The 13667-nt window shown below is 64.6% G+C and carries 20 protein-coding genes and 1 pseudogene; 18 read left to right on the top strand and 3 right to left on the bottom strand.

The annotated features are described in order from the left end of the window. Positions 1-51: 51 nt before the first annotated feature. The 3 genes from HAPAU_RS09135 to HAPAU_RS09125 all read left to right on the top strand — a co-directional run bounded on the left by HAPAU_RS09135 (position 52) and on the right by HAPAU_RS09125 (position 1192). Complete coding sequence (locus HAPAU_RS09135; protein ID WP_066381800.1) at positions 52-252, top strand: VNG_1110C family protein; 201 nt, start codon at positions 52-54, stop codon at positions 250-252. A gap of 151 nt (positions 253-403) precedes the next feature. Beyond that, positions 404-892 (top strand): 50S ribosomal protein L11, encoded by a 489-nt coding sequence (locus tag HAPAU_RS09130; protein WP_066381799.1) that lies wholly within the window; start codon positions 404-406, stop codon positions 890-892. 45 nt (positions 893-937) lie between these two features. After that, positions 938-1192 carry an amphi-Trp domain-containing protein gene (locus HAPAU_RS09125; RefSeq protein WP_066381798.1) on the top strand — a complete coding sequence of 85 codons (255 nt, stop codon included), beginning with the start codon at positions 938-940 and terminating at the stop codon, positions 1190-1192. Between the two features lies 1 nt (position 1193). Here HAPAU_RS09125 and HAPAU_RS09120 read toward each other — a convergent pair whose 3' ends face one another. Next, positions 1194-1904 (bottom strand): hypothetical protein, encoded by a 711-nt coding sequence (locus HAPAU_RS09120; protein ID WP_066381797.1) that lies wholly within the window; start codon positions 1902-1904, stop codon positions 1194-1196. Between the two features lie 153 nt (positions 1905-2057). Here HAPAU_RS09120 and HAPAU_RS09115 point away from each other — a divergent pair, with 153 nt between their 5' ends. The 6 genes from HAPAU_RS09115 to HAPAU_RS09095 all read left to right on the top strand — a co-directional run bounded on the left by HAPAU_RS09115 (position 2058) and on the right by HAPAU_RS09095 (position 5936). After that, on the top strand, positions 2058-2696 hold the full coding sequence (locus HAPAU_RS09115; RefSeq protein ID WP_066381796.1) for a 50S ribosomal protein L1: 639 nt from the start codon (positions 2058-2060) through the stop codon (positions 2694-2696). After that, a complete protein-coding gene (locus HAPAU_RS09110; RefSeq protein ID WP_066381793.1) occupies positions 2697-3746 on the top strand; it encodes a 50S ribosomal protein L10 in 1050 nt (349 codons plus the stop codon). 16 nt (positions 3747-3762) lie between these two features. Further along, on the top strand, positions 3763-4098 hold the full coding sequence (rpl12p, locus tag HAPAU_RS09105) for a 50S ribosomal protein P1 (protein ID WP_066381791.1): 336 nt from the start codon (positions 3763-3765) through the stop codon (positions 4096-4098). A 105-nt stretch (positions 4099-4203) separates the two neighbouring features. Then, positions 4204-5442, top strand: a complete 1239-nt coding sequence (locus HAPAU_RS09100) for a tripartite tricarboxylate transporter permease (RefSeq protein WP_066381789.1) — start codon at positions 4204-4206, stop codon at positions 5440-5442. A 45-nt stretch (positions 5443-5487) separates the two neighbouring features. After that, positions 5488-5667 (top strand): HVO_2753 family zinc finger protein, encoded by a 180-nt coding sequence (locus tag HAPAU_RS19660; protein ID WP_084383685.1) that lies wholly within the window; start codon positions 5488-5490, stop codon positions 5665-5667. A 2-nt stretch (positions 5668-5669) separates the two neighbouring features. Next, positions 5670-5936 (top strand): elongation factor 1-beta, encoded by a 267-nt coding sequence (locus HAPAU_RS09095; protein WP_066381787.1) that lies wholly within the window; start codon positions 5670-5672, stop codon positions 5934-5936. Here HAPAU_RS09095 and HAPAU_RS20900 read toward each other — a convergent pair. Then, positions 5933-6097, bottom strand: coding sequence for a hypothetical protein (locus tag HAPAU_RS20900; RefSeq protein WP_157078438.1), 165 nt, complete (start codon positions 6095-6097; stop codon positions 5933-5935). The two genes, HAPAU_RS09095 and HAPAU_RS20900, sit on opposite strands and share 4 nt — an antisense overlap. Positions 6098-6117: 20 nt before the next feature. Next, a complete protein-coding gene (locus HAPAU_RS09090; protein ID WP_066381785.1) occupies positions 6118-7290 on the bottom strand; it encodes a cystathionine gamma-synthase in 1173 nt (390 codons plus the stop codon). A 107-nt stretch (positions 7291-7397) separates the two neighbouring features. On the opposite strand from HAPAU_RS09090, the gene HAPAU_RS09085 reads away from it, so the two are divergent. The 9 genes and pseudogenes from HAPAU_RS09085 to HAPAU_RS20895 all read left to right on the top strand — a co-directional run. Continuing rightward, entirely contained in the window at positions 7398-7688 is a 291-nt protein-coding gene (locus tag HAPAU_RS09085; RefSeq protein WP_066381783.1) for a 50S ribosomal protein L21e, read from the top strand. Then, the gene (locus tag HAPAU_RS09080; RefSeq protein WP_066381781.1) at positions 7685-8041 is read left to right on the top strand and encodes an RNA polymerase Rpb4 family protein; all 357 of its coding nucleotides are present in this window, start codon (positions 7685-7687) and stop codon (positions 8039-8041) included. The genes HAPAU_RS09085 and HAPAU_RS09080 overlap by 4 nt, the downstream gene beginning before the upstream one ends. Before the next feature lie 40 nt (positions 8042-8081). Further along, positions 8082-8648 (top strand): DUF655 domain-containing protein, encoded by a 567-nt coding sequence (locus tag HAPAU_RS09075; protein WP_066381777.1) that lies wholly within the window; start codon positions 8082-8084, stop codon positions 8646-8648. 43 nt (positions 8649-8691) lie between these two features. Beyond that, positions 8692-9525 carry a 16S ribosomal RNA methyltransferase A gene (locus HAPAU_RS09070; RefSeq protein WP_066381776.1) on the top strand — a complete coding sequence of 278 codons (834 nt, stop codon included), beginning with the start codon at positions 8692-8694 and terminating at the stop codon, positions 9523-9525. After that, positions 9522-10646 (top strand): mechanosensitive ion channel family protein, encoded by a 1125-nt coding sequence (locus HAPAU_RS09065; RefSeq protein ID WP_066381774.1) that lies wholly within the window; start codon positions 9522-9524, stop codon positions 10644-10646. The genes HAPAU_RS09070 and HAPAU_RS09065 overlap by 4 nt, the downstream gene beginning before the upstream one ends. Continuing rightward, a complete protein-coding gene (locus HAPAU_RS09060; RefSeq protein ID WP_066381772.1) occupies positions 10643-11218 on the top strand; it encodes a HemK2/MTQ2 family protein methyltransferase in 576 nt (191 codons plus the stop codon). Before HAPAU_RS09065 ends, HAPAU_RS09060 begins: the two co-directional genes overlap by 4 nt. Positions 11219-11288: 70 nt before the next feature. Continuing rightward, a complete protein-coding gene (locus HAPAU_RS09055) occupies positions 11289-12278 on the top strand; it encodes a 5-methyltetrahydropteroyltriglutamate--homocysteine methyltransferase (protein WP_066381767.1) in 990 nt (329 codons plus the stop codon). A gap of 55 nt (positions 12279-12333) precedes the next feature. Then, positions 12334-13395, top strand: coding sequence for a methionine synthase (locus HAPAU_RS09050; protein ID WP_066381765.1), 1062 nt, complete (start codon positions 12334-12336; stop codon positions 13393-13395). Between the two features lie 15 nt (positions 13396-13410). Next, a pseudogene (locus tag HAPAU_RS20895) lies at positions 13411-13596 on the top strand (PfkB family carbohydrate kinase); the annotation flags it as partial. Positions 13597-13667 lie beyond the last annotated feature (71 nt).

Genomic DNA, 13667 nt, shown 5'->3' with positions numbered 1-13667 from the left:
ACCCGAGTTCGGTACATTCATACTACCCGCCTATCTCGTTAAAAATGTACGATGCCAGACCCGTCACGGTTGCGAGATAGCACCCAGATCGTGGTCCCGCCGGCCGCGCTCGATGGCATCAGGGGTGATCTCGAGTCGAGATTCGCCGTGACGGTGTTCGACGAACGTCAGTCGGTGCGGATCATCGGGAGTCCGATCGAGATCAAGGACGTAAACACGTACCTCGCCCGGCACGGGATCTCCGTTCCCTGATCGGAATCGACCGACGAACAGCCACCCCCGTCTGGGAAACAGTCTCCTTTCGCGAGCGTCGGCGGGACCGGCCGAATCGAGCGTGTAAGCCAGTCACACGACCGCTGGCCGGAAGGCAAGTCTTAAACCCGATGCGACGGTTCCTCCGGGTATGGCTGGAACGATCGAAGCGCTCGTTCCGGGCGGCGAGGCCACCCCCGGCCCGCCGCTCGGTCCCGAGCTCGGACCCACCCCCGTAGACGTACAGGCCGTCGTCCAGGAGATCAACGACCAGACGGCGGCGTTCGACGGCACCGAAGTCCCCGTGACGATCACCTACGAGGACGACGGTTCCTTCGAGATCGACGTCGGCGTCCCGCCGACGGCGGCGCTGATCAAGGACGAGGCCGGTTTCGACACCGGCAGCGGCGAGCCCCAGAAGGACTTCGTCGCGGACCTCTCGGTCGACCAGGTCAAACAGATCGCAGAGCAGAAACTGCCCGACCTGCTGGCCTACGACCTGAAGGGCGCGGCAAAGGAGGTCGTCGGTACCTGTACCTCGCTCGGCGTCACTATCGAGGGGGAGAACCCACGCGAGTTCAAGCAGCGCCTCGACTCGGGCGAGTACGACGACGAGTTCGCCGAGGAAGTCGCGGCCTGATCCGGCGACAGTTTTACCCGCTATCCATGTGACATAGCAGTTGCTATGGCTGGAGAACTCGAACACGAAGCCGAACTGACTCGGGAGGAAGCCGCGACCTACTTCGAAGAGGTCGCCGACGGACTGCGATCCAACGAGGCGTTCACCGTGGTTCTGGGCGACGTCGAGGTCGATATCGACCCCGCGGAAACCGTCGAGTTCGAGGTCGAACTCGAGGACAGCGAGGACGAACGCGAGTTCGAGATCGAGATGGAATGGCCGCGAGGCGACGAGGAACTCGAGATCGACGCCGAGGAGTGATTCAGATCGCGAGCAGCAGGGTAGCGTAACCCGCAGCACCGAGTGCGAACGACCAGAATCGGCTCTCGCGTTCCTCGGGAAGCTCCTCTTTGATCGCATTGAGGACGACCGCGCCGCCCAGAAACCCGACCGGGACCGCGAGCGCGATCTCGCCGAGCGTTATCGCCGTTCCGAGACCCCATCCGAGGAGGACGCCGCCCGCGAGCAACCAGCGACCGATCCGGTGGTAACTCCTCGCGTGGTGGTGACGGAGCCCGTAGTCGTTGACGAGGAAGTGAAGCGCCATCGCCACGATGAACACCACTAGCGACTCGGTACCGGGGTCGATCCGGTGGACGAGGAGGTAGCCCACCAGACAGTTGTACAGCCCGAACGAGGCGACGTGGATCCAGAAGACCGGCTCGTCGACCGCCCGCTCACTCCGGCGCGAGCGTTGGGCGAGGCGTTCGAGCCCGTAGAACGTGGCGAAGCCGGCGAGGGCAACGAGATATACGTGGCGGTCGAGAAACCCAGCGAGCGGGTCCGCGGTCCCGAACGCGCGTTGGTGCTCGTTCAGTTCGGGCAGCATATGGACGAACACGTACGCGACCGAGACGCCACCGCCAAAGGAGAGCCAGCGGCTGCGTGGGATCCGGTCCAGACCGCGGAGCCGCCCGGCAAACAGGTGGACGGCCGCGAGACAGCACGCGGCGAGGAACGCGAGCGCCGACATACCGTCGATAGGGCGCTGTGGCGTAAGCGCCTTGTGCCGACGGCCGCTATCGCTTCGACGGGTTTAAGTCGCCCATTGCACTTCTCCCAACCGAGACAGGTGCAGCCTGTTTCACACCGTAGCAGACACGCAGTCGTACTACGGAGGTGAACGATGGCAGATCAGGATATAGAACAAGCAGTCGCTCGCGCACTCGAGGACGCCCCACAACGGAATTTCCGTGAGACGGTCGACCTCGCGATCAACCTGCGCGATCTCGATCTCAACGATCCGTCGAACCGCGTCGACGAGAGCGTCGTCCTTCCCTCGGGAACGGGACAGGACACGCGTATCGTCGTCTTCGCCGAGGGCGAAACCGCCGTCCGGGCCGAAACCGTCGCCGACGAGGTCTTCTCTAGCGATGACCTCGACGATCTGGGCGACGACCAGGACGCCGCGAAAGACCTCGCCGACAACACCGACTTCTTCATCGCCGAAGCCTCGATGATGCCCACCATTGGTGCATCGCTCGGGCAGGTGCTCGGCCCCCGCGGGAAGATGCCGACGCCGCTCCAGCCCGACGAGGACGTCGTCGAGACGATCAACCGGATGAAGAACACGGTGCAGGTCCGCAGCCGGGACCGACGAACGTTCCACGCGCTCGTCGGCACCGAGGAGATGTCCGCCGAGGAGATCGGCGACAACATCGACACGATCCTGCGCCGGCTGTACGGCGACCTAGAGAAGGGCCCGCTCAACATCGATTCGGTCTACGTCAAAACGACGATGGGACCGGCCGTCGAGGTGGCCTAAATGAGCACCACAGGAGCCGAAGGCGAACGCAAGACCGAGAACCTCCCCGAGTGGAAGCGCGAGGAGGTCGACGAGCTCGTCGAAATGCTCGATTCGTACGAGAGCGTCGGCGTCGTCAACATCGCCGGCATTCCGAGCCGCCAGCTCCAGAACATGCGCCGTGATCTCCACGGCAGTGCGGAGCTGCGGGTCAGCCGCAACACGCTGCTCACCCGTGCGCTCGAAGCGGTCGGCGACGGACTCGACGACCTCACCGAGCACGTCGCGGGACAGGTCGGCGTCATCGGGACGAACGACAACCCCTTCGGGCTGTACAAACAGCTCGAGGAGTCGAAATCGCCCGCGCCCATCGGTGCCGGCGAGGTCGCCCCGAACGACATCGTCATCCCCGAAGGGGATACGGGAGTCGACCCGGGACCGTTCGTCGGCGAACTCCAGCAGGTCGGTGCCGCCGCGCGGATCCAGGACGGCTCGATCCACGTCACCGAGGACTCGCAGGTCCTCTCGGAGGGCGAGGAGGTCTCACAGGACCTCTCGAACGTCCTCTCGGAGCTCGGCATCGAGCCAAAGGAGGTCGGACTCGACCTCCGATCCGTCTACAGCGAGGGCATCCTCTTCGATCCCGAGGATCTGGCGATCGACGTCGACGAGTACCGTGCGGACATCGAGGCCGCCGTCGCCGGCGCGCGGAACCTCTCGATCAACGCCGTCTACCCGACGGCCCAGACCGCACCCGCGCTGCTCTCGAAGGCGACCGGCGAGGCGAAGAGTATCGGCCTGTTCGCCGCCATCGAGAGCCCCGACCTCGCCGACGACCTCGTGAGCAAGGCCGACGCGCAGATGCGCGCGCTTGCCGCACAGATCGACGACGAGGAGGCACTTCCCGAGGAGCTCCGTGGCGTCGAAGCGCCCGAGCCCGATGAGGAGGCCGACGCGGACACGGACGAGCAAGAACAGGCTGACGAAAACGAGGCCGACGCCGAGCCCGACGACGACGATGACGACGACGATGACGCAGGTGGCGAAGGGCTCGGAGCGATGTTCGGATAACGAGGAGATACTTACAATGGAATACGTTTACGCAGCACTCATCCTGAACGAGACCGGCGAAGAGATCAACGAAGACAACCTGACCAGCGTCCTCGAGGCCGCTGGTACCGACGTCGAGGAGTCCCGAGTCAAGGCGCTCGTCGCTGCACTCGAGGACGTCGACATCGACGACGCCGTCGAACAGGCCGCCGCCGTCCCCGCCGCAGGCGGGGCCGCTGGTGGCGCTGCGGGCGGCGAGGCCGACGAGGCCGACGACGGCAGCGAGGAGGAAGCCGAGGAAGCCGAAGCGGAAGAGGAAGACGACGAGGACGATGACGCGGGTGGCGAGGGCCTCGGCCAGCTGTTCGGTTAGACGCCTCGACTACAGACTTCTCCGTTTATTTTCCGTCGAGAAGCGACCGCTGAAGTCGCTGTGTCGTTCCCGACGTTCAAATAGGATGCCGGGTTCAAGAGGCGCGTGGACCTCGGCGTCACCATCTCGACCGACCCCGCTCTCGCCCTATACGCGCTCACGTTCGTCCTCGGTGGCGCGCTATTGGGCACGCTGAGTGGTCTGACGCCGGGACTACACGCGAACAACTTCGCGTTGCTTCTGGCCGGGGCGGCACCTCTCGTACCGGGCCCACCGCTTTTGGTCGGCGCGGCGATGCTGTCTGCGGGCGTCGTCCACACCTTTCTGGACGTGGTGCCGGCGCTGGCACTTGGGGTCCCCGACGCCGAAATGGCGGTAGCAGCCCTGCCCGGCCATCGACTCGTGCTCGAAGGGAGAGGCTACGAAGCCCTGCGACTCTCGGCGATGGGCAGCGCACTGGCAGTGGTGTTCGCCGTGCCGCTTGCGGTCCCGATGACGTTCCTCATGATCAAGGCGTGGCCGACGCTCGCGGCGAACATGCCGCTCGTTTTGGGGACGGTCGTCGCGATCATGCTGCTAACCGAGAACTCCCTCTCGGGGTTCGCTGGCGGGGTGCTCGCCTTCGGGATCAGTGCCCTATTGGGGATGGCGACGCTCGATCTCGACCCCGCAGCACCGCTGTACGGCGACGTCCTCGCGCCGCTGTTCGCAGGGCTCTTCGGCGCACCGATTCTGATCGACGCGATGGGTGGCTCCGGCATCCCCGAGCAGACCGATAAGACCATCACGATCCCGCGGCGGGCGGTGCTGTTGCCGGCGGCGGCCGGGGCACTCGCGGGTGCAGTCGTCGGCTACCTGCCAGGCGTTTCGAGTGCGATCGCGGCCGTTCTCGCGCTGCTCGCGCTTCCGGGATCGAGCGGGGATAGGGGGTTCGTGATCGCGACCAGCGGGGTCAATACAGCCAACACGATCTTCGCGCTGTTCGCGCTGGTGGCGCTCGGCGCACCCCGAACCGGCGTACTCGTTGCGGTCGAACGCGCCGAGGTGCCGTTGAACCTTCCCGTGTTGCTTTCTGCCGTCGCCATCGCTGCCGCGATCGGGTTCGTCCTCGTGCTCGTCGTCGGCGACTGGTATCTCCGGGTCATCGGCACTGTCGACTACGCCAAACTCTGTGTCGTGGTTCTCACGCTGCTCGTGGTTCTGTCGTACGCTTTCGCGGGTGCGATCGGTATCGTCGTCTTCCTCGTGAGCGCGCTCGTCGGGTTCATTCCCGTACGGTTCGGTGCGAACCGCGTCCATCTGATGGGCGTGCTGATCGGTCCCATCGCGCTGTGGTACTACTGATCCCGAACGACAACGGTTAAAAGCGCCGCGGAGCAAGGACGGGGTATGAGTCAGTCCCAACAGAAGCGAGCACGAAAGTGCGTCTCGTGTGGGATCAACATCTCGGGGACCAACGCCGCCCGATTCGCATGTCCCGAGTGTGGTACCCAGATCTACCGCTGTGCGAAATGCCGCAAGCAGAGCAATCTGTATAAGTGTCCCGACTGCGGCTTTACGGGGCCATAACCATGGGGAAGGTCGCCGCGAAACTCAAGGTCATGCCCCAAAACCCCGAGATCGACCTCGACGAGCTTCAGGACCGACTGGAGGGATCGCTTCCCGAGGGCGCGAAGATCAACGGGTTCGAGCGCGATGACGTCGCGTTCGGGCTGGTCGCACTGCTCCCGACCGTGATCGTCCCCGACGATGCCGGCGGCACCGAAGCCGTCGAGGAGCGCTTCTCGGAGGTCGAGGGCGTCGAGAGCGTCGAAGTCGAGAACGTCGGTCGCATCTAACGAAAGCCCTCACAGCCGCTTGGCAGCGGCTGTTCGCCCTTTTCATTTCCAACCAGGTGCCGCCGAGTCGCGCCGTCCGGTCGGACGGCGCTCTCGGGGAACGCCTGCCCTTCCCCGTTCGATCGGTGGTCGCCCAGTCGGCGACCACCGATCGAGACCACCGTCCCACCGCGGACGGTCTTCAGTTCACGGCCGTGTCGATCGCCTGTTCGAGATCCGCGATCAGGTCCTCGCCGTTCTCGATGCCGACGCTCACCCGAATCAGACCGTCGGTCAGACCGGCCGCGATTCGCTCCTCGCGGGGGATCGCTGCGTGGGTCATCGGCGCGGGCTGTTCGATCAGGCTTTCGACGCCGCCGAGGCTCTCGGCGAGCGTGAACACCTCCGTCTCAGAGACCAGCGTGCTCGCCTGCTCCAAGGTGCCATCGAGTTCGAAACTGAGCATTCCGCCGAAGTCGTCCATCTGTTCGGCGGCGATCTCGTGGCCCGGATGCGATTCAAGCCCGGGGTAGAACACCTGGTCGACGTCGGCGTGGTCGTCAAGCCACTCCGCGACCGTCCGGGCGTTCTCGCAGTGACGGTCCATCCTCACTGGCAAGGTCTTCGTGCCCCGAAGAACCAGAAAACAGTCGAAGGGACCGGGCGTCGCGCCGACGGAGTTCTGGTAAAACCCCAGTCGTTCGTCGAGATCCGCGTCGTCGGTCACGAGCGCGCCGGCGACCACGTCCGAGTGTCCGCCGAGGTACTTTGTCAACGAGTGACAGACCACGTCGGCACCGAGGTCGAGCGGACGCTGGAGATAGGGGGTGGCGAACGTGTTGTCAATGGCACAGATCACGTCGTGTGCGTCGGCGATCTCGCTTGCGCCCTCGATGTCGACGATCGACATGAGGGGATTGGTTGGCGTTTCGAGCCAGAGGAGTTCGGTGTCCTCCCGAAACGCCGCCTCGATCTCGTCGAGGTCGGTCATGTCCACGAACGAGAACGCGATGTCGTACTCCTCGTAGACCTGCGTGAAGATGCGGTGGGTGCCGCCGTAGACGTCCTCGCCGGTCACGACGTGATCGCCCGATTCGAGCAGGTTCATCACGGTGTTGATCGCGCCCATCCCCGAGGAAAAGGCCCGACCGAACTCCCCGCCCTCAAGCGAGGCGAGGTTTTCCTCCAGATCCGTCCGGGTGGGGTTCCCAGTACGGGAGTACTCGTAGCCTCGGTGCTCGCCGGGGGCGTCCTGCACGTACGTGGAGTTGGCGTGAATGGGCGTCATGAGCGCGCCGGTCTCCTCGTCGGGGTCCTGTCCGGCGTGGATCGCGCGGGTCTCGATTCGCTGTTCGGTGGTCTTCGGGCCGTCCATACTTCCTGTCGCGCGGCCGAGCCGATTACTCTTGTCGTCGGACCGCGAGGGGATACGTACGGATCATACGATTTATAACCGTCACGGGGTAACTCGTCGGTACGACTATGCCGAGTTCAAACGGACCCCTCAACAGCACACGCAAGAAACTCTCGAACCACCCCCGCGAGCGCGGGACCTCCCCGCCACAGCGTGCCGTCGCCCGCTACGAGGAGGGCCAGCGCGTCCACCTCAAAATCGACCCGAGCGTTCCTGAAGGCCGGTTCCACCCCCGGTTCAACGGCCACACCGGCGTCGTCGCGGGTAAGCAGGGAACGGCCTACAAGGTCGAGATCACCGACGGCGGCAAGCGAAAGACGCTGATCGCAAAGCCCGCCCACCTGCGCGCCCAGGAATGACGATCTTCAGAGAGATACTCGACGAGGAGTATCTCACGGTCTCGGAGACGAAAGCACTGCTCGCGGACGTCGAGGCCGAGCGTGCCGCCGATCCCGACCGGGAGATGCGCTACGAACTCGCGCGTGCGATCGAGCACGTCAACACCTTCGCGGTCCTCTCGCCCGAGGACGCGAACGCGCTCGTTTCGGACCTCCGGGAACTCGAGAAGGTCGACGAGTCGACCGCCTACAAGATCGCCGACCTCCTGCCGCGGGATCGGGACGAACTCCGCTCGGTCTACGCCCAAGAGCGCTATTCGCTCTCGGGTGACGAACTCGACGAGATCCTGAACGTCGTCTCGCAGTACGCGTAGTCGGCCGACTCTTTAAGTGGCCGCTTCGCGTACAACCGCCATGAGCGAGAGCGACGCTACCCCCGTAGAGGACGCGATCGTCCTCGACTATCTCCCCCACGGCCGGGCGGACGACGACCGCCCGGGGTATCAGAAGCCGCCGATCGCGTTCGTCCTCGACAGCGAGCACTTTACCCTTCACGAGCTGACGCTCACCGACGACTCGGGGGTCAAGATCGGCGACCGGCTCGACATCACCTCCCCGCCCGAAGGTGTCGAACGGGTTCATGCCATCGACTACGAGGACCTCTCGAGCGGCGCGCGCTCGGAACTCGAATACGTCATCGAGGACCTCATCGAGGAGGAGGAAGACCGGTTCGTCTCCATCTACAACGACGCCCAGCCGATCACCCTTCGGCTCCACCAGCTCAACCTGTTACCGGGGATCGGCAAGAAGCTCAGGAACACGATCCTCGACGAGCGAAAACGCCGGCCTTTCGAGGACTTCGAGGACCTCGACGACCGCGTGACGGGGCTGCACGACCCGCAGGGCGTGCTCGCCGACCGCATCCTCGAGGAACTACGCGAGGACGAACTCAAATACCGGTTGTTCGTCCGCGAGCAATAGCGAAACGAGAGGTTTACGACGAGCGGTCGTCTACGCCCGGGAAATGAGAGATCCCGACGGACTGCTCGCGCGCGCCGGGGTTCGTGGCGATCCGAACGCCGACCAGCACTTCCTCGTCGACGACCGGGTGCTCGATCGGCTTCCGGAGTACGCTATCGGCATCGACGCGGATCTCGCCCACGTCCTCGAGATCGGAGCCGGCACCGGCGCGCTGACCGACAGGCTCTGTCGCGTCGCCGATCGCGTCACCGCGATCGAGCGCGACCGGGACCTCATCTCGTTTCTCCGCCGCGAGTTCGCAACCGAGATCGAAGACGGGCGTCTCACCGTGATCGAGGGCGACGCCCTCGACGTCGAGATTCCCGATTTCACGACCTGTATCTCAAACCTCCCGTACGGCGTTTCCAGCCGGATCGCGTTTCGCCTGTTCCCCAGAAAACGCCCGCTCGTCTTGATGTTTCAGCGGGAGTTCGCTGAACGGATGGTTGCCGATCCCGACACGCCCGAGTACGGTCGGCTCTCGGTTTCCGCACAACACTACGCCGACTGCGAGATCGTCGAGACCGTCCCCAAGGAGGCGTTTTCGCCACCACCGGCGGTCGAGAGTGCGGTCGTCCGGGCTCGCCCCAGAGACCCCGAGTACACCGTCTCGGACGAGGCCTTCTTTTTGCGGTTCGTCAAGGCGCTCTTTACCCAGCGGCGAAAGACCCTCAGGAACGCGATCCGCAACACGGGCCACATCTCCGGGCTCGAAGACCCCGACGCAGTCGTCGAGGCCGCCGACGAGGGGATGATGGGCCGGCGTGCAGGAACCCTCGCTCCGTCCGAGTTCGCCGCGCTCTGTGAGGTGGCGCTCGAACGGGGCGATCCGAAGTGAGCGAGCTACTCGCCGGATTGGACGTACTGGCCGAGCGCTACCCGACGGTTCCGATGCGAATCGTGATCACGTTTCTCGCGGTCGCGATCGTCTCGTTGGTGAGTTGGAGCGTCGCGCGCCTCCGTCGGTTCCCCGACGACGAGGTGCAATCTACCGTCGTCGATCTGGCCGGCTCGATCGCCATCGCCGGCTCGCTGCTCGGTGCGATCGCGGTCGTCATCGGGGTCTGGGGACAGGCCAACACCGTCGCGTTCGCGCTCGACCGGGCGAACGTCGACACCGCGACGTTCGGTCGCGTGCTGTTGACGGTCGGCCTGCTCGTCGGGACGTTCGTCTTCGTGCGCTTCCTCAAGGGGCTGATCAGCGAACTGCTCGGCGGCCACGAGACGGTCAGCGAACACCAACTCGAGGTAACCTACCGGCTCACGCAGGTCGGGAGCTACATCCTCGCCGTTCTCGTCGCCCTCGGGCTCTGGAGCGTCGACCTGAGCGGCTTGTTGATCGGGGCCGGCGTCCTCGGTGCGATCCTCGGGCTCGCGGCCCAACAGACGCTCGCGTCGATCTTCGCGGGGTTCGTCCTGATGTTCTCGCGCCCCTTCGAGATCGGCGACTGGGTCGAAATCGGCGATCAGGAGGGGATCGTCAGCGACATCACGATCGTCAGCACCCGGATCCAGACGTTCGACGGCGAGTACATGATCGTCCCGAACGACGAGGTGAGTTCCCAGACGATCAACAATCGCTCGAAGAAGGGGCGCTTGCGCCTTCGGGTCTCGGTCGGCGTCGACTACGACACCGATCTCGATCGGGCCGAGGCGGTCATCCGCGAGGCGATTTCCGACCTCGACGAACTCATGCGGGTTCCGACCCCGCAGGTCGTCGTTCGGGAGTTCGGTGACTCCTCGATCGACTTCGAGGTCCGGTTCTGGATCGACAAGCCGAGTGCACGCCGGCGCTGGCGGGCGAAACAGTCCGTTATCAAGGCAATCAACGCCGCGTTCGATCGCGAAGACATCTCGATCCCGTTTCCACAGCGCGCGCTCACGGACCGGAACGGAAGCCTCGGCCGGGTCGACGGCACCCGAACCACGCGAGAACGACACGGTGAGAGCGAGTCGTGACCCGCGATCTCGCCGACCGGCGCGGCGTCGAAACCGAGGTCTATGGGGCCGCCGAGGACTCGCGGCTGCTCGCCGAGGCCGCCGTCGAAGCGGTCGAACCCGGCTGGACCGTACTGGACTGTGGCACCGGATCGGGCTACGTCGGCGACCGTCTCGCAGAAACGCGCGCGCGCGTGATCGCCTCCGATCTCAATCCCCATGCCTGCGAGCGGGCTCGCGATCGGGGACTCGAAGCGGTTCGCGGGGACCTCCTGGCCCCCTTCCGCCCGGGCGTCTTCGACGCCGTGGCATTCAATCCGCCCTACCTTCCGACCGATCCCGAAAACGAGTGGGACGACTGGATGGAGGTCGCCCTCTCGGGCGGCGAGTCCGGGCGCGCGGTGATCGAACCGTTCCTCGATTCGGTCAGCTGCGCCCTCGCACCCGGTGGGATCGTCCTTTTGCTCGTAAGCAGCCTCACCGGCTTCGAGACGCTCCTCGAGTACGCCGAAAACAGGGGATTCGAGGCGAGCGTCGTCGCCGAGGAGTCGTTCCCCTTCGAGACGCTGTCGGTGCTGAGACTGGTCCGATAGAAGGTGTATTACTCTCAAGCATCAACCAGAATAAGAAATATTAAACAGTCGCATTACCTACGACGGGTACATGAGTATCGTCACGACTACACCGGGGCTGTATCCCCTTCCCGATTGGGGGAAGGACTCGCTGTCGAGTCTCAAGGGTCACCAGAAGGGGGACCTGATCGGGGGCGACGAGGGAGAGGAGATCACGACGACATACGACGAGATCCGCGAGGAGTTCCTCACGGATCAGCGCGAGGCCGGACTCGACCGCGCCGTCGAGGGCCAAGCGCGCTGGGACGACATGCTCGCCCACCCGCTCGCGGTCCACGAGAACGTCGAGACCCGCGGGATCGTCCGCTACTACGACAACAACAACTTCTACCGCGATCCCGTCGTGACCGGCGAACTCACCGCCAACGGCGATATCGCGCGCGAACTCCAAGCCACAAGCGAGCACACCGACTCGCTGCAGGCCGTCCTGCCGGGGCCGTACTCGCTCGCGGACCTCGCGAGCAACGAACACTACCGGGAGGGCGACTTTCTGGACGCGATCGCCGATTTCCTCGCGGGCGAGATCGGATCGTTCCCGGCCCACGAGACCCTGTTCCTGCTCGAACCCTCGCTCGTCGAAACCCCGCCGGGCGACGGTGAGGACGAACGGGCGAGCGAGGCGATCGACCGCGTGGCCGCGGCGACCGACGCCGAGGTCGTCGTCCACACCTACTGGGGTGCCTTGGAGGAGAAGGTCCACGCCCACCTGCTCGACGCCGACGTCGACGCCGTGGGCTACGACTTCGTCAGCGACGTCGAGGACAACCTGTACAACATCCAAGAGTACGGCACGAAGGACTCGATCGCGCTGGGCCTGCTTGACGGACAGAATACACTGGTAGAAAGCCCCGATACGATCGCAGAACGCATCGACTGGATCGGCGAGCGTCTGCCCGCCGAGGAGTTCGAGACCACCTACGTGAGTACCAATACCGAGCTGTTCTATCTGCCCGAGAACAAATATAAAGAAAAACTCGCGGCGCTCGGTGAGGTCGCCGCCCGCGAGGAGGTGACGGCATGAGCGCAATCGCAACGGAGTTGCTCCCTGCTCACACTCGACACCGGAGGTGTCTCGCATGAGTACTCGAGAACAGTTCCGCCGGCCCGACCACGACAACGAGACGTTCATCATGACCACGGTGGTGGGAAGCTACCCCAAACCCAAGTGGCTCCACCGAGTCCGGGACCTCTGGGAGGACGAGGAAGCGAACTTCGACGATGAGGACTGGGCGGAGGCGACCGACGACGCCGCCCGCGTCATCACCGACGAACACGAGCGGGCAGGACTGGACGTGCTCGTCGACGGAGAGGTCCGCAGAAACGAGATGGTGGAGTTCTTCGCCCACCGGATCGACGGCTACGAGTTCAACGGGCCCGTGAAGGTCTGGGGGCACAACTACTTCGACAAACCCTCGGTGGTCAGCGAGGTCACCTACGACGAGAACTGGCTGGTCGACGAGTACGAGTTCGCCGCCGACCTCACCGACAGGCCGGTCAAGGTCCCCATCACGGGTCCCTACACGCTCGCGAACTGGTCGTTCAACGAGGCCTACGACACCGAGGAGGAACTGGCCTACGATCTGGCCGATCTGGTCAACGAGGAGATCCAAAAGCTCGTCGACGCCGGAGCCCGATACATCCAGATCGACGAGCCCGCGCTGGCGACCACGCCAGACGACCACGCCATCGTCGGCGAGTGTCTCGAACGCATCGCCGAGGAGGTCCACGAGGACGTCTACCTCGGACTGCACGTCTGTTACGGCGACTACTCCAGAATCTACCCCGAGATCCTCGACTATCCAGTGGATGAGTACGATCTGGAACTCGCAAACGGCGACTACGAACAGCTCGAGGTCTTCAAGGAGCACGACTTTACTGGCAACCTCGCTCTCGGGGTCACGGACGTCCACGTCGCCGAGGTCGAGTCAGTCGCCGAAATCAAGGAGAACATCAAAAAGGGCCTCGAGGTCGTGCCCGCCGACCGCTTGACAGTCTCGCCGGACTGTGGGCTAAAGCTCCTACCCCGAGATGTGGCTTACGAGAAGATGGCGAACATGGTGCGGGCCGCCCGCGAGGTCGAAGCCGAGATCGACAACGGCGAGATCGAGGTCGCGCGCACGCCCGCAAGCGCCGACTGAACCGTTTCAGTCCCTACCGTTCCCGTGGCCGATCCGATCCACGAGACGGGCGCCAGGGATCGATTCGACGCCGGCCTCGCCTACGCCGTTGGACGCGGCTGGGACTGGACGCAGGCGCTCGCGCTGGCAAACGCCTGTGCGTCGTACTACGTCGATACCGGCCGAAGCACCGACCGGACGTCGCTTTCAGCGTGGCTGTGATCGGGTGACTCGGCGGTGATCTTCGGGGGCCTTACCAACAGTTAAGAAGGTCTGTACGCCCCTTCTAGGCG

The sequence above is a fragment of the Halalkalicoccus paucihalophilus genome (assembly GCF_001593955.1).
GTDB lineage: Archaea > Halobacteriota > Halobacteria > Halobacteriales > Halalkalicoccaceae > Halalkalicoccus > Halalkalicoccus paucihalophilus.
The sequence above is the reverse complement of the archived record's forward strand: the minus strand, read 5'-3'. Positions and strand labels throughout refer to the sequence as shown.